Here is a 21,486-nt window from a genome sequence, read left to right as displayed (position 1 = left end):
ATGCCATTAAAGTTCATAGATTTATTTGCCGGCTTAGGAGGCTTCCATTTCGCTCTTAGTGAATTAGGGCATGAATGCGTATATGCGTCAGAATTACGTGAAGATTTAAGAAAACTATACGCTATAAATTTCCCTGGTACTAGGATAGAGGGAGATATAACGAGCATTAGACCAGAAGACATTCCTGCCCACGATATACTTTGTGCTGGTTTTCCTTGTCAACCATTCAGTCAGGCTGGTAAGCGACAAGGATTTAACGATGAGAAAAACAGAGGTAATTTGTTTACATATATCTGCAAAATAATAGAATATCATCGCCCGCGATACGTTTTTCTTGAAAATGTTTCTAACTTGAAAGGACATGATGGGGGGAGTACATGGCAAACCATCCATAGGATGCTTGACAAAGAATTGAACTATGAAGTGGCTGAACCTGCGATATTATCACCTCATCAATGGGGAATACCACAACACCGCCGACGTATATACATAGTATGTGAAAATAGGGAAATGGGAAATCTGAAAAATTTCAGGTTCCCTATTCCACCAAAGTCATGGCCTAGCAATATAAAGCAGATTATTGACGAAGACGATTCTGATTTTATTAAACTCAAAGCTGATACACGTCAACAACTGGCACTATGGCAGGAATTTATAGATTTAACCATAGCTCATGGTCAGAAGATTCCTCGTTTCCCAATATGGGCGATGGAGTTTGGCGCTGACTACGAATTTAAAAAGAAGGCACCTGCGTTTCAATCTTTAAAAGAATTGAAAGGGAAGCATGGTCATTTAGGCAGGCCCATAGATGGTGTTGGTAAGGCCCAGTGTTTAGGGTGTCTTCCAATCTATTCACAAACAGATAAGGCTGAGTTTTTTCCAGACTGGAAAATTAGATACATAGAACAGAATCGAGAATTCTACAAAAAAAACAAAGAATGGCTCGATCCTTGGATATCTAAGATTCAGCATTTAGAGAACAGCCATCTTAAATTAGAATGGAATTGTGGTGATGATGCAAAACCCATATTGGAGGACAAAATTATACAGTTCCGTGCATCTGGTATACGAGTTAAATTACCAACTTTCTCTCCCGCATTGAATCTGGTTGGCACGCAAATTCCGATTTTTCTATGGATAGATTTACCCAAAGGTTCTTATAAACCAGGAGAGCCCTCTAAAGGACGATATATGACCAGAAAAGAGGCAGCCAAATTGCAGGGAATGATGAAACTCAAGTTTGGTGATGAGAGTTTCCAATTGTCGGTAGCTCGTTCATATGCAGCTCTTGGTAATGCAGTGAATGTAACTATAGTTAAACATATTGCAAAAAACCTTCTGAGTTTATGACAAATCAAAACATTTCATCCGTTGACATAACAATCGGTGCAAACATGTACGGACGCATTCCCGATCTGCCCAACACACCTTCACATGTGCTGGCTGAGTTTGTGGATAATGCCCTACAGTCGTCACGTGATAAGAAGGAGAAACTTCTTGCGGTTGATTCAGAGTATCGGCTTCGAATTGATATTGACTTTGAGTGGGATGGAAACACCAATCAGGCAACGGCAATCATAATCACAGATAATGCAGGCGGAATTGATGCTTCAAACTACACCAAAGCATTCAAACTTGCCAATACCCCAGAAAACAATGAGGGATTGAATGAGTTTGGTATGGGCTTGAAGACTGCTGCGCTTTGGCTTGGCAACGAATGGAGTCTGAAAACTTCTGCACTAGGTGAAGTGGTTTCCCGTTCAATCACATTCGACCTTAATAAGGTGCTAGCCGACAGTCTCACCAAACTTGTAGTCAAAGAAGAGGAAGCTGAGACTGCAGAACATTACACCTCTATTCGGATAACTTCGCCAACGCCTAAGGCACCGACCAAGAAGGCTTTGGATAAGATAAGAACAGAACTAAGCAGTATTTATCGCAAATCTTTGCGTATGAATGAGGCCGACATCTATGTTGATGGCATAAAATTGGCATTTGAAGAGTCTGAAATACTCACAGCACCATCGGTAAAGAACCCAAATGGTCCTGCAATCTATTGGCGCAAGGATATTGATTTCAAGTTTGGCAAATACCGAGCTACGGGTTTCATTGGAATCCTGAAGGACATCAATAGTACGAAGAACGGTTTCGTCCTGTTGCGTCGTGGACGTGTTGTCTATGGCGCAGAAACTGATGGACGATACTTTCCAAAGAGCCTTTCGGGTTCTACTGGTACATTCCGTTACAAGCGTATCTTCGGAGAGTTGGAGTTGGAGGGCTTTGCAGTATCCTTCAATAAGAATGATCTTCAGGACAAAGAGAATCTTGAAGCTCTGATGGAGATGCTTCGTGGTGAAATACACACCAAGGAGTTTGACCTTTACAATCAGGCAGAAGATTATCGTCTTGACGAACGCCAGAAGAAAGTAAACAAACTGGTAAAGTCGCACAACAACCACAAGAAAAAGAACGAGAAGGTTGAAGTGGTTACAAAGCCACAGCCAGTAACTACAACCACCACGATAACCTACACCACCGGCACAACTCCTCAACCATCAATCGTGAGTGAAACCGTAGAGGACACACCACTTGTAATGGGACACTTTGATGATACTTACAACATCAATGGGAAGGATTACAAACTACGTGTTGAGATGGTTGATAAGGGAAGTGAACTTGTATGGCTTGATACCATGCAGCAGGACGAAAATGTGGTTACTTGCAAAATAAACATGAACCATGTTTTCTTCCAGCATTTCCAGAACTCAGAGAAAGCCATTGTAGCCATCCTCAAAACCATGGCTCTTGCAAAGTTCATGGCTAAGGAAGAAGGTAACGACTCAACGGCTGAACTCTTCGACTCATTCAACGCTTACATCAAAAAGACCAAAGTATAAAGTATGCAGCATATTATTATAAACGACACGCCAACAGGTGCGAATGCGGTTGACGCAACAAACAGTTCTGTCTTAAACGAGGTGGAACTGGGTGCGCATTTCAACTCATTTGTATTTTCGCAGATGATAGGTCCTAAACCTGATGGCTCATACAAGAAGAAAGGTATTACACCAGTTGGAGCAGCAACTTTACGCGAAGAAACTGCTCACATTCTTGCGCATTGCAATCCTCATAATGCTGTGCATAATCCAGAAACAACGCATCTTGTTGTCGGTTATGTGCAGAGTGGTAAGACCATGTCGTTTACAGGCCTTACGGCACTTGCTCTCGACAATCACTATCGAGTGGTTGTTTATCTGGCAGGCTCTAAGACAAACCTTCTAGATCAGACATCAAAACGATTGAAGAAGGACTTGATAAAGGAGAGTGGAGTCAACAATCGTGAAGTCTTCAAGATACACAAAGACCCAAAGATTGATGACCTTGACCAGATTGTGGGCAACCTCTACATGGACAACACCATTCTGCTCATACCTATCCTCAAACATCATAAGCACATTGACGCTTTGACTTCCATCTTCAAGTCAAACGACTTTATTGAAGCCATGGAGGATGAAACTGTTCTTATCATTGACGATGAGGCAGATCAGGCTTCTCTCAATAGCTATGGCCGTAAAAATAGTAAGAAGGCAGAGGATGAGGAAGAAGAAAAGTCAGCGACCTATGATTCTATTATCAAGATGCGTAATGCGCTTCCAGGTAATACTTACATCCAATACACAGCTACTCCACAAGCCAACATCCTTATCAGTATGAAGGACATGCTGTCTCCTAAGAGTCACACTCTGCTGACTCCGGGGGAAGGTTACATTGGAGGCAAATTGTATTTCGGACGTGGAGCAAACCATGAATTGTATAGAGGCAGGTTGATTCAGCAGATTCCAAACGAGGAGGTTTTCCATAAAACAAAGAATCCGCTTGACCGCATGCCAAAATCCTTGAAGGATGCTTTACTTATGCACATTCTTGCCGTAGCAATTGTGGTTAAGTACCTACGAAGAGATGGAGTAAACTATCTTTCGATGATGGTTCACCCTGCTACAGAGAAGAAGTACAACTCGAAGTTCAAGAAGTGGATTGACGCGCAGTTGAAATCATGGCGTAAGTCAATACGCAAAGATGAAGGCAACGATGACAAACGTAGTTTGATTAAACGTCTGCGCGAATTGTTCCCGGCTGCAATAGAGTTCTATAACGTAGAGGAACGACCTGAATTTGAAGAGTTGCTCCCTCTGATTCAAAATGTGCTGTGTAGTTGGAAAGTTTATCTTGTGAACACCGATAAGGATGCCCAAACAGAAATAGAATGGGATGAGTACGCCATGCATGTATTAGTTGGTGCTGAAATGCTCAATCGTGGATTCACCGTTGAGAACCTTGCAACAACCTACATGCCTCGATACTCTACAGGACCAGCTAATGCGGACACCATCCAGCAGCGTTGCCGTTTCTTTGGTTATAAGCGTGATTACATCGAATCTTGTCGCGTTTATCTGCCAAGTTGGACAATGAACGACTACAAGGCTTACGTTGACCACGAAGAAGAATTGCGTTCTGTTCTTGCTACATGCGATAACCTTGCAGCAGCTGAGCGTAAGATACTTCTTTCTCCAAAGATGAGAGCTACACGCGCAAATGTGTTGCCAATCAGTATTGTCAATAGCCAATTGAAGGGCGTAAAGGAAATGCAAGCATACGAGAGCAAAGAGCGTATTGAGCAAAACAGACGAGTGGCAGAGGCGTTTATTGAAAGGCATATCGAAGACTTTAACATCGAAGAAGATTATCATACAGATGACCGCTGTCATCGTGGCTTTCGAATGCCCGTTGATGAGGCAATAGAGTTCCTTGATGATTTCCGGTTTGGGAATTATAAGGATGCCACTAGAAAGGCTGCGACGATACGCTACTTACGCTATTTGGCTGATAAAGAAGATGAACCATTACAGTTCGTTTATTTCTACCAGATGGCATACAAGCGAATTGGCGCAAACCTTCGTTCCCGTAATTTTGATTACAATGCTTTGAGGATAACCGTTCCTCTGGCGACTGGTCGATCTACAAGTGGTGCAGACGTTTACCCTGGTGATTTGGCGATTGTCGGCTCTGATTCTATTACCATTCAACTATACCACATTAAGTTGGATGGAGTAAAGCCCGTAGATTACCCCGATGATGCTTACTCGCTTGCAATCAGCTACCCAGAGTCATTTGCAACAAATTATGTCCTCTCAGAACAAGCTAATCAAGAGGACGAGGATGTTGAAGACGATGATTAAAATAAGGAATGACTATGCAAAATAAAGTTTTATTTGAGCAGTTCAAAGCTCTGGCCAAAATCACAACAGAAGACAAAAACTTTGCGGTTATTCCAATCATGGATACTAACCACAAATTGGGAATCTCGAAGGAGGGGTACCCTAAGTTCTTCGTATGTACTAACGATACAGTATCGTCCATCCCGAATACGACACTTGATATTCTGTCCGTTGAGTATAATCTATCATGCACTTTTGTTGATGACAATGATACGAAAACGCCGCACCATTACACCATCTTAACCCTCCGTTCTGTTGATCAGATACTACAGGAGGACTTTTTCGACATTGTTATAATGATGTTTGACAGAATGCCAGAGATTCCTTCAAAGCGCGAAATCGCCATTGAGGTTGAGAATCTAATCTCTATTTTTTCTTCTATGACGTGTCCGCCACGCAAGAAAATTCAAGGATTATGGACAGAACTACTGGTAATAGAACAAAGCTACATGCCAGAGGTATTGATAAAAGCATGGCACGAGTCGCCTACGGCTAAGTATGATTTTTCAATGGGACGCGACAAGGTGGAAGTTAAGAGCACAAGCAGCGAAACACGCATTCATCACTTCTCTTTGGATCAATTGTGTCCTTCCGCACATTCTCGTGTTGTCGTGGCTTCTGCAATAGTCAGAGAATCGGCACAGAGCAAGGATGGCTTGTCTGTCCGAGACCTTTACGATAAGATTTGTAGTAGAGTTAATTCTGTTGATGCACGAATGCACATGATGAGAGTGATTGCAGAAACCATTGGTACAGACATGCATCGGCTCAATGAGGTTTTCTTTGATTACGTTGAAGCATGTGATACGCTTCGATACTATGATTCCAAAGATGTGCCTGGAGTTGACAAGGATGGTGTTCACCCTGGAGTTACAGGCGTTGGGTTCAACAGCAATCTTTCAGGTATTCTGGATATTCAATCACCTGATTCAGAATTCAAACGTGGTGAAAGCCCATTGTATAAAAGTTTGTTCAAATAAAACTATAGTAAATATGGACGAAGTAAATAAAATACTGGAACCAGAGCAGCAAACGCCCATTCAGCGTAAGAATCTTACATCATCTGAGTTACTAAACATATTTGTATCAGAGATGAATGCCTCTGCTACCTTCAAATTTATTGATGGTCAGAAAAATCCTTGTCATATAATGTTCGAGGGCGTAGAGTATTACATCTATATTAAGAATCTTTCATCTGCTTATTTTAGCAACCCTGATGTCTCACGAGCCCAGTTGACTGGTGTTGACACATTGCTTCAGATAAAAGAGACAGAGGCTTTGTTTATCTTGCTTGGTTATGATTCGGACAACCGAGTATTTGCAGCATGGAATCCTCATGTAGCTAAGCAACGTATTGGTACTGCGTCAAGTCCTTCTCTTTATTCTCGTTTCTCATGGCAGAAGGAGGCGGTTGAACAGGGAGACTTCATCACACGTGAGTTAAAGAATGATGGTTCCGTTCTTTTATTCCCTCAAGAATATATCAGTCTATTCCTTGCCAATATTGAAATGTTTTTCCCTGATACATCTGAATATGTTGCTATGGGATCGAAACGCAGAAGTGAAGCCAATGCAGCTTATCGCGAGTTAACGAACACACAACATCTGGGTGATTTTGCCAGATACTTAAATGCTGCTGGTTACGACCAACCAACGGTACAGGAGTATGTGCGTGCAATAAAGCAACTTATTAGCACTTCGCTCATTTCTAACAACAGAAGGATTTTTCTCGCTTGTGACACGCTGGAGGAATATCGTAATGCTGTCAATGAATTCCTTTCATTGGATGAAATAAAACAGTTGGATGCCGAGATGGATAATACATTCTCATATGCCCTGCCTGCATACATCGACTTCCTGATAGACGAATATAGTGAAAGCGAAAAGGACGCGGGAAATGGTAGTGATGAATTGCCTGAGCCAACAGAGGAGGAACTGGGATTGACCCCAGAAGATGAGAATAGTGCTGAAGCAGAGGAGGTTGACTATGAAACACCTTTTACTGACGCTCACGGTATTCTGACTTGCATTGCTAATCCTACTTTAATAGACCTATTACGTGAAGATTTAGATTCTGAATATCCGCGTCCAATGTCTGCCTATGCTACAGTAGAAGATTTCTATGGCGATTTATTCCCAAATATGGAAATGTTCCATTGGCAGGCACTATTTAAGAAAATAGACTGGAACAACCCTTATCCCACTTTGGATAGCATCCATATGTCATCGGAAAGAAGACGTTCCGTTAGACAAAAGATTCGCATAGTGTTTGATGATGGTAGAGAGATTTGCGAAAAACAAGTTGTGAATACCCTAATCGAGGTAATCAAGTATGCAGGCGTTGATAATGTTCGAGCACTCAATATTACAATGGGCAAGAATGGCGGTTCCCCTCTAATTGATACAGTGGTTAATCCGAAATATGCAAACGCATTCAAGGAATTAGGAAATGGACTTTACGCTAACACGTGCTCAGATACAGTGACAAAATACTTGCAAATTCAAAAGATAAATACAGCTCTAGGGCTTAATATGCAAATTTCTTTGGAATAAATAGTATCAGAATGGATGGTTTATTCCATTGAGATAATCAGAATGTTTTACAGTTAAGAACATAAAAGGCTGCAATATATGGAACTTCAATTTGATAAAAAAGGCAATATAGTTCGCTTAAAAGACATGTGCGAACATGTTATAGGGTCTGGTGTTTTGTATTACGAGGAATACCTGGGTGGAAGACTCTATGCATTGACAGCAGCTCATAACCTATATGAAGATGGCGATCTTTTTGGAGTTCTCCGAAAGAGTATCTATGTAGAGGTCTACTCATACACTCATCAATGCTATGAACCTATAACTATTAGAAACCTCTCCGATTCTGTAGCATGTTCACCAAAGAAAGATGCAGATTTTGCTATAATTGTATTGAACAAAGTCGATGTTGATTCTATAAATCCAAACTTATCAACAATACAAATTGTTAACAATTGCGCAGAAACCAAAAGCATGCTTTTATTGGGTTTCCCAAAAGCAAACAATCACAAAGAAGTATTGTCAAGTAATGTTACAAGAATAGAAGAGCGCATAGGGGAACAGCAATTTCTCCTAAATATGGAACAAGGCATTGCAAACTTTTATGTGGAGGGTTATTCGGGAGGCGGTATTTTCGTTGAGAATAGGAATAAGTAGGTTTTAGTCTGGCTTTTCCTACGTTTTTGTCGTGCTACACACATATAACAAAAAAGCCGTAAAAAAAGGAATAATAAGCACATAACAAACATGAGCCTATAAAATGCAAATAGCGTGTAACTCATTGAGCTACACGCTATTTGATAGTGTTTTGTTATGTCTTTACTTATGCGTCTCATTTGACCTCCTCGAATCTAAACATCATTGTGTATCAATACGTTACAATAATACGTTAACGATAAGAAGATATAATGGAGGCGGTTGTGATAAACAAGCATAGGAATCGATAAATACACTATTGGTGATTCTTGCCAAGTACTTTCTCTTCCAACTGAGGCAGATGGTCTATGATGTTCGCATCAATTTCGATTGTATATGTGCCCGCAGTGTTGCGCAGTGTCTTTTGAATGCTTGAAGGTTCGGTGTTGCTAAACCAGGCATAAAACAGATTGAGTGCAAACAGAGCCGTTGTCTTCGGATCAATTCCATATTGATTTGCAACGTTCCAGCAGAAGTTCTTTAGGTCGGCTTGCTTCAGTCCCTTCTTCTTGCTGATGGAAAGGACTTCCATGCGTGTAACGCCATTGAGTTCTACAAGAAGTTTGACAGCTTCCTCTATCTGATACAGTTCCTCATCCGTGAAACCATGAGGCATGAGCGTATAACGGGTATATTTGAGGACGGCTTCAAGTTTCCTTGCTTCGCGAGCGACTTTTGCTTCATTCATCTGCTTGCGGTCAATTTGCACTTGATTGATGAATACCTCCAACTCGTCATGTGCCTTCTGGATGTCACGCTTCAACTGCAGCTTTTCCAATGCCTCAGGAGTAACAGTTATTTCTTCTGGACTATGTGATTCTACATTGCTTTCTCTTTTGGGAGTGTCATCAGCAATAGGTGCAGCATTCTTTGTATTGGTGATAGTTGCCGTCTTCTCTTGTGCCTTCTTCTGTATATGGCCAAGGTTCAGAGCGATGTACTCCTCCATCTCCTCGCGGTCTGCTATGCTGTTCCATTCTTTGCGGTGAGACTTGAAGTAAGCATAGAGTCCCGTCTTGACGCCATGACAGACAAGCACAAACAGAGCGTAATAGCCAACAAATGTCGGAATTGTGAGCAGAACACACACAAAGTCATTATTTCCACCCACTATCCACTGAGCTGTTTTGTAAGCCGCAATGACGTAAGTGATGATGAGAATGCCAAGGAACCCCTTGTCCAAGTTTCTGGCGATCCCTTCCTTCCGATGGGGTATAGGGAAAATATCGATCTCCATACTTTTACTGTTCTTTGATTTGTTCTTGGGCAACTTCAATGGCTTGCGAACTGAGTTCTTGCTCACCATCCACCGCATCAAGCACTTTGTCAGCCAGCCAGAGGGTCAGCATTTCGTTCTCGTCCTGATGGAAATACTCTGCAAGTTTTACAACCTGCTCACGTTTAGCACGCCTGTCACCGCGTTCTATCTTGCTGAACATCGGAGTATCTATCTCCAATAGTGCAGCCAACTGGCGTTGCAGTACGCCATTCTCATCTCTTAATTCTCTAATCTTTTTTCCGAATAACATATTTATTTCTATTCATTTGAATTATCAAGTAATAGATCCAATTGAGCCTGAAGCTCCTCTCGATTGGGTAGATAAAGTTGATAACGCGCTGCAAAAAGTTGGTTGTCGATACCCTGGAGCGCGTATTCCATCAATAGCTCATCTTTCTTTGCACCCAATACAATACCAATTGGGGGATTATCGTCTGGTTGGCAAATTTCATTTTTGAAGTAATTCAGATAGAGATTCATTTGACCGATATCTCCATGCTTAATTTCTCCTCGCTTCAAGTCAATCAAAACATGACATTTCAATATGGCATTGTAGAATACCAAATCAACCTTGAAACGTCTGCTCCCTATTGGTATGACATACTGACGTCCCATGAATGCGAAGCCTCTGCCCAATTCCAATAAGAACTGTTCCATATTGGTCTTCAGAGCTTTCTCCAAATCGGATTCCTTATACCGCTTTTGCCGCGGTATACCTGTAAACTCTAAAACGTATGGGTCTCTGATGATATCAGCAGGAGACATAACCTGATGCCCTTCATTTGCAAGCGCAAGCACTCCTTCTTTATCTGTACTGAGTGCAAGTCTTTGGAAAAGAGATGAATTGATTTGTCGTTTTAACTCCCTGACCTTCCAACCTTCTTTGATGCACTCCTTCATATAGAACTGCATCTCTAAGGGATCATCACATTTCAGTAGTTCAAAATAATGGCTCCATGTTAATTTGTGAGACAGTGTTTCACAAATTGGGAAAGCCAAGTATAACTTACGCATGTAGTTGAGATTGGAGCGACTGAATCCGCGACCTTTCAGGCGTGTCAAGTCCTTGGACAGATTAACTAATAGTTTGTCTCCATACTTCGCCTTAGCATTGCCACCTTGTTCAAACTCAACGATATACTGACCAGTCTGCCAATTCGCATTGATCAGTTCAGCATTGACTGCATATACAGCCTTGTTCTTTGCCCCATCCCAAAGGTCTGAGATATGTGAGACAAGTCTCACATATTCGGGATCATTGGCTTGCTGCAGTCCTAAAGATTGAGTTATAATATCATGATTGTTCATACTAATATAATGAGTTTATAAATCCAACTTTGGTTGCGGATGATAATCGATGATAAGATTAAAACATTTCTGTAAAGTGAGAATGCCGATGCCGTCATACTCAGACAATGCCGTCATAGAACAAATTTTTGGATCATTTAAAGCATTATCTATAGTGCTTATCTGATTTGCTCGAATCCCAATATTTTTTTTGTCTAACTGAGACATTAATATCCATCGTTCTTGAAACTTATTATATAATTCATCAGGTGCGGCAGGGTCATATTCGTATATATCAATTGGTATTAAACACTTCTCAAGATATGAATGCATCATATCTAACACTTCTATTTTGTCCAATCCACCATTGTGTGTACCTAATAGCGGAAAGGCAATAGAAGTAATACCCTTTTCTTCGTATGTGTCAACAAACTTCTGAAGACCTGCCTCCAGGTATTCCATCTTGCTTGGATATTTCCAATGGAACTTTGTCGGAAAATTCAATACCCATTGTGAGCCTTCCTGAGGTTGCTTGTAAAGCCATAGTTTGCCTATGGCAATCTGTTTGTTTTTGCAGAATTCCTTGTATTTCTCGTACATTTCTGGGTATCTGAGTCTAAAACCAAGAGCAACTCCCTTGCCCATAACTCCGACGCAATTTATTGTATTAACAATAGTCTGCTTGTCTGACGAGAAAATATTTCCTTTTTTGAATGTTATATTACTCATATATTACAGATTTCAATTGTTCATAACGGCTCCAATAATCAGCAGACATAGACAGAAGTCCGTTTTCTTCATCAAACGTCTTTTCATTATTCTCATATACAAACATGTGTTCCAGATATTTCAGACCACCAGCATCTTTTGTATATGAGGCTATATCACATTGATATAGAACCATCTTTAGTTGTAGTAAACATGATGCATCAATCTGGAGCTCTTCTGCATCTTTCTTGATTTCATCTTGGAGCATACTACAATCATACCTTCCTTGAAAGAAATTGCCCAAGTGGTCATTCTTCAATAGAACTTCAACAAGCTTCAGCTCATAGTCAGTAAATGGAGTTTCTGGCCAGAACTCCCTAATCAAAGAGAGAGTATGTGTATGCTGTGTTGCTCTATCTATAGCCTTTCCTATATCATGCATTGCCAAAACTAAACGCATCAAGTCAATATTCATCACTTTTGTATTCAGTTCAAATGCATACTTTTCGAATTGCTGACATACTAGTAAAGTATGTTGTTTAACAACGTAATGGCGCACCTTCGTGTTATACAATTCTTCAAGTTTCGGCATTGCTATTTCAATTGCTGTAATAAGTTCTTCAGGAGAGAACTCTTCGTCATCAAAACTAATGCCAAGGTACTTCTCAATATCTTCAGTACGTGTGTATCTTACTTCACGAACAACAGGTTCGTGCTTGTACACCAACCATCTTGGTGAGCGAGCAGCTGGACTCATATTGACATAATAAACCTCGAAAGGAGTATCGCCAAGTTCTACAGAAACAGCATCATACAATTGAATGATATTTTTCTTTTCGGCCTTGATGTCTTTGGTGTTATGAACCTTAACTTTTGTGATATTATTACTTTCTATCTGGAAAATGTAATCTCCATTATATCTTGTTTTTATAGAAAGTTCACCATTTTCCATATCAAATAAAAGTTGAGGATTTTCATGTTCAAAGACATCCTCTGCTTCATATATAGAGAAAATATGCTCACATATAGGGTCATCCTTAAATATTGAACGTAGAATCTCCGTCTCTTCCCTATCATAGCAGATAATCTGGTAATCATTTATGTCAGAGAAGTCGAATTCATCTTTTACAAGAAATTCCTGCTGTTTCTTGTCTCTAACCACCTTGTCATAGTTGTTATGGCTATACAAATGCACTGCATCAATATTATATGGGTCATCAATCACCTTGTACACATTAGCCCAATTCGTTTGAAGATTACCTGTACTATATGAACATAAACTCGCACGTTTAGACAGTACTTCCTGCAAATCAAATTTGAAGAATACAGGCATTGGGCACATTGGCAAACCATTACCTAATGCACTCTGGTAATATTTCGTATTTCTCTGCTTACCCAAGCATTCATTATAGAACTGAGTCTGCGTGCCTGTTCTATAGTAAAATCTTGCATAAGGATGTGCTTTTGATGATCGGTGAACAACAGAACCAGCAGCATCGTATTTCAGAAGCCCAAGTTCATTTGCCCTATTTCTACTCAGAATCTTACGAGTTCGTATTACTTCAATTGCATTGAACATATGAGTAAAATGGTACACGTATGGCCTTCCATGACAATTGGATTTCAACTCGTTATAGAATTCCATCAGGTTGAGTTCTTTCTTAAATGAACTTTCTACACCAGAGGCTCTGAATGCTGGATTTTCAGACAGTGCAACCCAGTCCCATCTATCTCGGTATTTGTCAACAATCTCCTGAGTAAATTCAATATTGCCAGTTCTTGAGATTCTTGACCAATCAAGTTTCGTTTCAAACTTTTCAAGGATTTCGGCAGTTATAATGAAATCAGTTCTTCTGCATACAACAATCCAATTCAAGTAGTCCTTGAACTTTTCAAGAACCTCTTCAGTCAACGATAGATTAGGACTATTGGAAACGAAATTCCAGTCAAGATATGATTTATACCTATCAAGTACTCTTGCATCAGATATATTAATGTGTGAACTGTGAGACAATATCTTCCAGTCCAATTTATCTTTAAAGACAAATATGACATTTGCTGCCAACTCTTCACGGCGTGAAATCTGAGACCAATCAATATTCTTATCTTTTAAGATATTGAGCACTTCCAATGTTGGATAGAAATCATCACGTTGTGAAATTGCCTTCCAGTTAAGATCTTTATCTATTATTAAGCGGAGCAAGTCAGGAGTAAACTCTATGTCTTTACGGCGTATTAGTTCATTCCAGTCCCATGCTTTTGTTACTAATGCAATTAGAGTATCTGTATTGAGAACAATTTCCTTTCGCTTTGACAGGAATGCCCAATTCCAATCCTTCTCCTTGTTATCCTTGATGAACTCAGCAGTAAAGAGACAATCATTGCGAGATGATAGAGCAGACCATTCCCAATCAAGATCTTTATGCTCCATTACAAATTCTGCGGTTAGAGCAAACGATTTGTTTTGAGAAATAGCGTTCCAATCCCATGGATAAGATAGATGAGCAGAAATTGTTTCAACATCCAATCTTACGTCTTTTCTCTTGGACAAGAGAGCAAAATTCAGCCACTCATCAAACTTTTCTATATGCTTGATGAGCTCCTTCGGACGTTTAGAGTTATAACTGAAACATTTGCTGTTTTCAGAAAGGTAGTCCCAATCCCACTCTTCACTTCTAATTCTTAGAATATTGTCACACCAATTAATAGAAGTAAGAGTAGAAAGATACTTAAAGTTCCAGTCATAATCTTCATTTTCAAGAATAGAAACGACTAAATCCTCCCAATTATTGAAGTCCTTAGTAATATTCTTATCCCATCTTAAGATTCTATCCAGAGCTTTTGAAGAGGAAAGTGCATCCCAATCTACATAAATACCATGTTCCTGGTAATCCTGCAGATATTGTTCAATCTCAAAATCAGAACGATTATAAACGTCGCTATAGTTCCAATCAAATCTAACAGCCCTCAAAGATAAGTTGCTCTGTAAGGCTATTATATCTTCTGTTGAGTAACGTTTTGTGAACAAAGCCCACAATTGTGTATTATCTTCAATCTGGGACAGAATGATAGCAATCTGAATTCTTATATTTTCATCGGCAAGATCTTCGTCTGTAAGAATAGTTTGCAGTAGAGACTCCCAGTCCCATGAATCATAATACTCAGGAAGGTTCGATAATAAGAAATCGTGTTCTGCACGTGAAGTAATACATTTCCAGTTCCATCTGTCAACATACAATGACAGATTATCCTGAATTTTTACTATATCAAGATGTTCTGACAAATAGTCCCAATCCAGTTTGTCTACCCAACGTGCATCACCCAACTGAGTGATATGCATAGTATCACAGAATCGTTTTGTCAGGACCTTCCAGTCCCATTTCTCGTCATTAAAGTTCTTACGAATTATGCCTTCTGAAACCTTTTCTGTGACCAAAGGCCATAGTTCTTTGGCAGATGCAATCGTCTTGAAGGTTGAATCCACATACAATTGGTCAACATACTCTTCTCTTAAATTGGCAATTACCACGTCAAGAGCAAGAAATGTTAAGTGTTTCGTGATGAATTCAATATCGTTCAGAACAATATCTCTGCGAGACAATTGCGACCACGACCATTTGAAGTCAATATTTGAATCAACGATATGACAATCTGTAACCGAAGCAGAAATATGATTTAGACCCTTAACGCTAAAATCCTTTTCTTTATAATGTTCAAAAAACTCAGAGTTCCAAACGATATTAGAATTACACTCAAGACCAACAGCATAATTGGTAGACTTCCAGGTAACGAAGCCCATTTTTTCATGCCAATCAATCAGTTCAATTGACCATTGATAATCAGCATTGTTTGCATTGTAGTTTGTTGCAAGACGTTCTTTACTCTCAATAACAGCAAAAGCGAACGCACTGGATTCACAGTATGAATGAACCCAGCTACCGTCAGAGAATGCACGAGGCATCACATCTTCTACATAAATATATTTGCCTATTGCAGATATATTGTGAAGGATGTATCCAAGTTCCGCATTCAATGACAGGTATTTCCAGTCCCACTTGTGGTCTGGATAAGTGCAGATAGACTCAGGATGCAGAGATAAGTATTTTTCCGTTTGAGAATACATAACAAACGGAATGGTATCAATGTATTGAAGGACGAACTCATCTTCCAATTGGGGCATTAATGTCTCCCAGTCCCAATCTATAGTATCATTGTGTAATTCTGGAATAACAATAATTCTCTTGACAAAATCTATGCTACGACTTGCAGACAGAGATTCAAAGTCCCATGGGTACTTTGTGGCATTCTCAACAATAAAGTCATCATCAAATCTTTCCGAAATGATAATCCAATCTAATGATTCCTCATATTGTTTAAGGTTCGGTTTTAATGATTCTGTCGGACATACCGACGAAATCTTTGACCATTGGGCTCCATTTGCAACTTTTGCAATGCTGTCAAACAGTCTCTTGTCGTTCCAGTCTAAATACTCACTATCAAGGAAATCGTCCAATGACCAGACATCCATATAAGGGTACAGGGACTGGTAAGACAATCTCATACGACTTTCTCTAACCAGATATAGGTATTCTCCTATATGAATTTTGTCACGAACGTATTGGGTATTACAATCGTTGAACAATAAGTCGTTAGCTTTCAACGAGACTTCATTTTGATAGAAGACTATTGGGTACTTTTGACCATTATATTCATATAATCTGAAATCAACATAAGCTTCGCCCATTCTTGCATCAGTTGATGCTTCAGCTCTGAAAACTGAAGTACTATCATCTGACTGCAATAACAGACGCGACACAAGTTCCTCTGGAGCGCCATACAACTCTTCCTCAATTGAACCAACATTGAAATCCTCATAAGGCAGCAATTTGCTTCCTTGAATTTTTGACACGATACCAAGAGAGTCTCTGAAAGGGAAATACAGGAATTCCTTTTCTGTCTTTTGAGCCAGGTCGAAGCATTCGTTCAATAGCTGTGCTCCTGAATAGAATTCGTATTTAACACCTTTCTTAAGAGCCAATTCTCCTAATGGTGTTACAGATACCTTATGATCAACATTACTAATCAATGCGAACTTTGTCAGTTCAGAAAGGATTCCGCCAAAGATAGAAACCTCTCCGACATCTTTGTATCTTTTTGGAGTCACGTCAAAATCATCCTGAACGTTGAATCCGAGAATACCAGCTAACTTGTTCTCATAAATAGAACCACCGTTATATTTTATGGTCATCAGAAGAACCTTATCCAATTTGGTCAGTTCAACTGTTTTATAGTAGGTAACATAACATGCCGTCTTGTTCAATCTCCACAAACGGAAATTAGAATCTGTGGAACGTGAAGCATAAACGAGCTTACCTTTATTGATAATTTCTTTATAATCCATATTCCTCAGCTGTTAAAATTTTACCATTTTCATGATTGAATACAGTATTGTATACATTATCATAAATTTCCTTTGTTCTAAAGAGTTGGCTGTCACCAACAATTATCAGCAAACGTTTTGCACGTGACAAAGCAACATTCAATCGGTTTGGAGATTGAGCAAAGCCAAGGTCTTCCTGCTTCGGATAACCATCTTCTCTATATTTTGTATAATTCGGCTTTTGTCCTTTCTCTGTTTGGATGCAGTGGCTTCTTACCATTGATACAATAATAATATTGCGTTCCATTCCCTGGAATCTATCTACAGTACTAACTCTTATAGGCATCTCGTTAGGGTTGAATTCTCTTGCCATTTCCTTGAGCAGTCGCAATTGCTTACCATAGAACGAAATCAAGCCAATCTGCTTGTCTTCAACGCTACTCCATCTATTATTATACTCATGGAATGAATCCGAATTATTCAACTCACGAAGTAATTTACGAATAATTTCAACCTCACCATAATTTACTCTTGACGTACCATCAAGCATCTCTGGAGAAGAAGAATCAATCCACAACACATGAACATCAGGATCAATAGGGCCTGCTGTGATACCATGGAATCTTGATGCTCCGTTATTGATATAGTCAGGGTCATTGATACCCAAATCTCTTGGATGCACCAAACCGCACTCCAATCCGCCTTCGTCCTTATAGAATTGTTTTATTACTTCATTGATAGCTGGATGCATTCTAAACTGATAGTTGAATACACCTTTGAGCTTTTCATCTATCTGATTGTACAATCGCTCAAAATGCGATATTTCCAGAACATTGAAATTTTTGACAACAAAACTCTTCAGTTCTTTTATTCGCTGCAATTCAGAATTGTCCTTCTCACGCTTTATAAGATAATCAAAGGAATTAGTAAATGATTCTCTTGAAATCATTGGAGGCAACTGTCGATGGTCGCCAATGATAATATTCTTCTTTCCATAAATCAGAGGCAGAGACAACTCAGCTGGAGTTGCCTTACTTGACTCATCTTGAATTACAACATCAAACCTGATTTTAGGATTGTACTCGTTATCTCTTTGTGAGAAAACACTTCTATATGTCTTATAGAATGCAGTAGGAACAAATTTGTTCTTCTTATTCTGAGTGGCGATATTTTCAGTAAAGATTATGTTCTTCTGTCCTATTGAACTACATGTTGCACCCACCACATTACAGTTTGCAATGTAGTTATCAAAGAATAGTACTTTAAGATTGTCTGTAGGATTCTCCAGTAGATCCTCCCATAGTTCCTGGGCTTCTTCCGGCATACTGTCTTTATCCATTCTTCTACAGATGTTCTCCATCCAGTTCAGAAGGATTAACTTCTCAGGAGCTTCATAAACAGTGTCTTCTACAGTTGTAGCAACATCATCGTCGTCATCATCGTCAATGTCAAATGACTTCTTCTTTGCTGTAATGTCTTCTCCTTTTGCCCAGCGGTACATGGCAGAGTATGAAAACTGAAGTCCTTCTGTTTCCAGACGCGACTCATCACCTATGCGGATAGGTTTCACCAAATTGTGATATGGATTCACGACTCTATCTATTGCATTGTCAACAGCAAGATTCGTTTCAGATGTTAGCAGAATTCTTGTATTCTGGTTCTCACGGACATGCTGCCAAATTAGTTCGGCAATTGCCGTTGACTTTCCAGAACCCGGAGGACCTTGGATTAGAGACAAGTCAGGAGCAAGAATGGCCTTTGCAATAGCCACTTTTTGTGGCTCATTATTGGCTATTCTTTTATTCAGAAGGTGTTTATCAACTTCTTGTAGCTCTAATCTGATATTCTCTTCAAAATCCTTAATACCTGCAGCTTTAGAAGCATCAAAGATGAAAGTACCAAGCGAGGAATTCTCTACGTCACGACCTTCAACGATTCTGTTCAATGATTCCTTCAAACGTGCCAGTTTTTCCAAATCACCCGAAAGATCTGGAGTTATTTCCGTGACATCAGTCTCTTCAAACAACTGTTTTGTGACTTCATAAAAATCTCCAGAAATATCCAAGACCAGTTCCGGGTAGTTTGCTGTTCTTATTAGTTTACCGATTCTCAGTTCTCCAACTGTGAAATCTGCACCTTTGAGTTCTCGCGCTGCGTCCAGACGATCTTCGTCTCTGCTGGTAATATCATTGAAATATACCAGTTTAACTTTATCAGAAGGCACTTCTGAGATTGTACACAAATATCTCTTTTGGTCAAATGTCTGTAATTTATGGATTAACTGAGTCTTGAACGTCAACAGGTCTTCTATTTTCTGGAATTCTCGTGAGAAGACAAGTTCTGTTCCCTTCTTCTTCAGTTCAAGATGCAAATCGTCAGAGAAATCATGAAGTTGATTCATGACTTCTGTCATATCTGCTTTTCTGTATTGAACATCGAAGTTGCACTTGTGACCATTCTTGAACAAGCCAAAATCCACAAATGGATAATCTCTGCTCAACTCAGTAAGAAGCTCGGGTAAGTTCTTTTCCTTCCAATTGAAATCTATACCGATTGAAGTACCCTTCGACGATACAGAATACTCTATTGATGGCTTAAACGAAACATGCAAGTCATCATTGAACTTATCAAGTTCTTCTACCGTTGCCCAATCTCTATTATCACGGTACTTGTAATAGTACTTCTCTGTATAATCATAATTGTCTTGACCGAACAATTTTTTCATCAGTTTATTCCAGAGATAGAAATCAAAGTTAAAATCGGTAGTGTCCTTCGTATTAAAGAAATCTGATGAAGTCATGTAAGCAAAATCCGAAGTATCATCGCCTTCGTCTTCTACATTCACAACGTCATCTGTTATTTCTTCTACCTCTTCTTGCAGCTTAGGACGTTTTACATTCTTATAGAAGGTAATAGTATTGCCGTTTAACTTTGGCAATCCAAGCTTGTTTGCTTGCCAATCATAACTGTTTAATGCATCCTCGTGAATGATAAAGGTAAATTCCACCTTACACATTTGCAATTCAAACACTGGCTTTATCTGCTCCAAGAATTCTTGAGTGAAATATCCGCCTTCAACAGACACTTGTTTGTCTATGTTTACTCCACTGTTTATTTTCTTCCTGCTGTTCTTGAACGATTCTATGTTATTCAGTTTAAGACCAGGACATAGTTTTTCAAGATATACTATTATGCTTGGGTATGTAGGAATGATGGCTGATGCTCTATCAGGCAAAGCCAATTGAAGGCTATTGAATTCTTCATTCTCCTTCAATCTGTTTAACTCTTCAATGGATATTTGCAGTCGATTGTTCTTGTCAAAATCATATTCCACCTCCAGTTTGTCCAACAATTGCTTTACCCCAGTAAACTGAGCACGTCTGTCCACAACACTACCATCAACTACAGGATAGTAAGTGAACGTGACATACTCTTTGTTTGCTTTCGTACTGATTCTGGCCTTTACAGATTCATCCAACTTCTGCCAGTTGGAAATAGATGCAAGGACATAGCCATCTTCAAAATGACAATCATCATAATCTATGTCCAAACTATCAGCTATCTGTTGTTGTAATCCCTCTGTATTATCAGCGAAATCAACTCTGACATGCAGTTTCTCATTGATAATAGTAGTAGCTTCTGGCATGATGGCAATAGGAGCAGTCCTTTGTCTAAGAATCTGTTCCTGAACTTCTGTATGTTTCTGCCATATTTCCTTAAGCAAAGTCTTATCAGCAGTTTTCTTTGCCAGATTCTCTTCTACTACGGCTCTTCGGCTTACAACGACATTGCGGAACTCTTTGTTTACCTTTACTACTTTAACACTGATTGTCTGACCCACGAATGTTTCCAAATCGGCAACTCTTACGATGTCGGTCTGAGAACTAGGCATAAATGCTTCCATTCCGAAGACATCCACAATGGTACCTCCCTTTGTACGACACTTTACGTAGGCTTTTACCGTTTCGTTGTTGTCAAGGGCTTCATTAACCTTGTCCCAGGCTTTTGCAGCTCTTGCTTTCCTATGTGACAGAATCAACTGACCAAGACGATCACTCTTTGATTCTATGTACACATCAACGGCATCACCTACCTTCAAGTCTGGATTATATCTAAATTCGCTTGCCGGTAGAATACCATCATTACGATAGCCTATATTGACTACAACTTCACGTTTGTTTATGGAAATAACAGTGCCAGAGACTACCGTATGTTCGGGAACATCTGTAGTCTCTTCATTTGATTCTTCCACAGATTGTGATGAAGCCGCATTTTCAAAAGCTTCCCAATCAAAGTCATCTAATGGATTTATCTTTGCCATATTCTTG

General features: G+C 39.6%; 12 protein-coding genes. 6 read left to right on the top strand and 6 right to left on the bottom strand.

Features of this window, described 5'->3' with window-relative positions; translation table 11 throughout:
• From CIK89_RS08005 to CIK89_RS07980, 6 genes are all read left to right on the top strand, one after another.
• Positions 1-1,350 (top strand): DNA cytosine methyltransferase, encoded by a 1,350-nt coding sequence (locus CIK89_RS08005; protein ID WP_094390863.1) that lies wholly within the window; start codon positions 1-3, stop codon positions 1,348-1,350.
• A complete protein-coding gene (locus CIK89_RS08000; protein ID WP_094390862.1) occupies positions 1,347-2,897 on the top strand; it encodes an ATP-binding protein in 1,551 nt (516 codons plus the stop codon). Before CIK89_RS08005 ends, CIK89_RS08000 begins: the two co-directional genes overlap by 4 nt.
• Positions 2,898-2,900: 3 nt before the next feature.
• Positions 2,901-5,237: a Z1 domain-containing protein gene (locus CIK89_RS07995; RefSeq protein ID WP_094390861.1), complete on the top strand. Its 2,337-nt coding sequence runs from the start codon at positions 2,901-2,903 to the stop codon at positions 5,235-5,237.
• 14 nt (positions 5,238-5,251) lie between these two features.
• Positions 5,252-6,256, top strand: a complete 1,005-nt coding sequence (locus tag CIK89_RS07990; protein WP_158215000.1) for a PD-(D/E)XK motif protein — start codon at positions 5,252-5,254, stop codon at positions 6,254-6,256.
• A 13-nt stretch (positions 6,257-6,269) separates the two neighbouring features.
• Entirely contained in the window at positions 6,270-7,829 is a 1,560-nt protein-coding gene (locus CIK89_RS07985) for a hypothetical protein (RefSeq protein WP_094390859.1), read from the top strand.
• 78 nt (positions 7,830-7,907) lie between these two features.
• Positions 7,908-8,465: a hypothetical protein gene (locus CIK89_RS07980; protein ID WP_094390858.1), complete on the top strand. Its 558-nt coding sequence runs from the start codon at positions 7,908-7,910 to the stop codon at positions 8,463-8,465.
• 295 nt (positions 8,466-8,760) lie between these two features.
• Here CIK89_RS07980 and CIK89_RS07975 read toward each other — a convergent pair whose 3' ends face one another.
• From CIK89_RS07975 to CIK89_RS07950, 6 genes are read right to left on the bottom strand one after another with little or no spacing between them, the layout of a single operon-like run.
• Positions 8,761-9,741: a hypothetical protein gene (locus tag CIK89_RS07975; protein ID WP_094390857.1), complete on the bottom strand. Its 981-nt coding sequence runs from the start codon at positions 9,739-9,741 to the stop codon at positions 8,761-8,763.
• 4 nt (positions 9,742-9,745) lie between these two features.
• A complete protein-coding gene (locus tag CIK89_RS07970) occupies positions 9,746-10,033 on the bottom strand; it encodes a helix-turn-helix domain-containing protein (protein ID WP_094390856.1) in 288 nt (95 codons plus the stop codon).
• An 8-nt stretch (positions 10,034-10,041) separates the two neighbouring features.
• Positions 10,042-11,091, bottom strand: coding sequence for a YhcG family protein (locus tag CIK89_RS07965; RefSeq protein WP_094390855.1), 1,050 nt, complete (start codon positions 11,089-11,091; stop codon positions 10,042-10,044).
• A gap of 15 nt (positions 11,092-11,106) precedes the next feature.
• Positions 11,107-11,799 (bottom strand): macro domain-containing protein, encoded by a 693-nt coding sequence (locus CIK89_RS07960; RefSeq protein WP_094390854.1) that lies wholly within the window; start codon positions 11,797-11,799, stop codon positions 11,107-11,109.
• The gene (locus tag CIK89_RS07955; RefSeq protein WP_094390853.1) at positions 11,792-17,179 is read right to left on the bottom strand and encodes a DarT ssDNA thymidine ADP-ribosyltransferase family protein; all 5,388 of its coding nucleotides are present in this window, start codon (positions 17,177-17,179) and stop codon (positions 11,792-11,794) included. Before CIK89_RS07955 ends, CIK89_RS07960 begins: the two co-directional genes overlap by 8 nt.
• A complete protein-coding gene (locus CIK89_RS07950) occupies positions 17,169-21,479 on the bottom strand; it encodes an AAA domain-containing protein (RefSeq protein ID WP_094390852.1) in 4,311 nt (1,436 codons plus the stop codon). The genes CIK89_RS07955 and CIK89_RS07950 overlap by 11 nt, the downstream gene beginning before the upstream one ends.
• Positions 21,480-21,486: the final 7 nt, after the last annotated feature.

This window comes from Prevotella sp. P4-119 (assembly GCF_002251345.1).
GTDB lineage: Bacteria > Bacteroidota > Bacteroidia > Bacteroidales > Bacteroidaceae > Prevotella.
The sequence above is the reverse complement of the archived record's forward strand: the minus strand, read 5'-3'. Positions and strand labels throughout refer to the sequence as shown.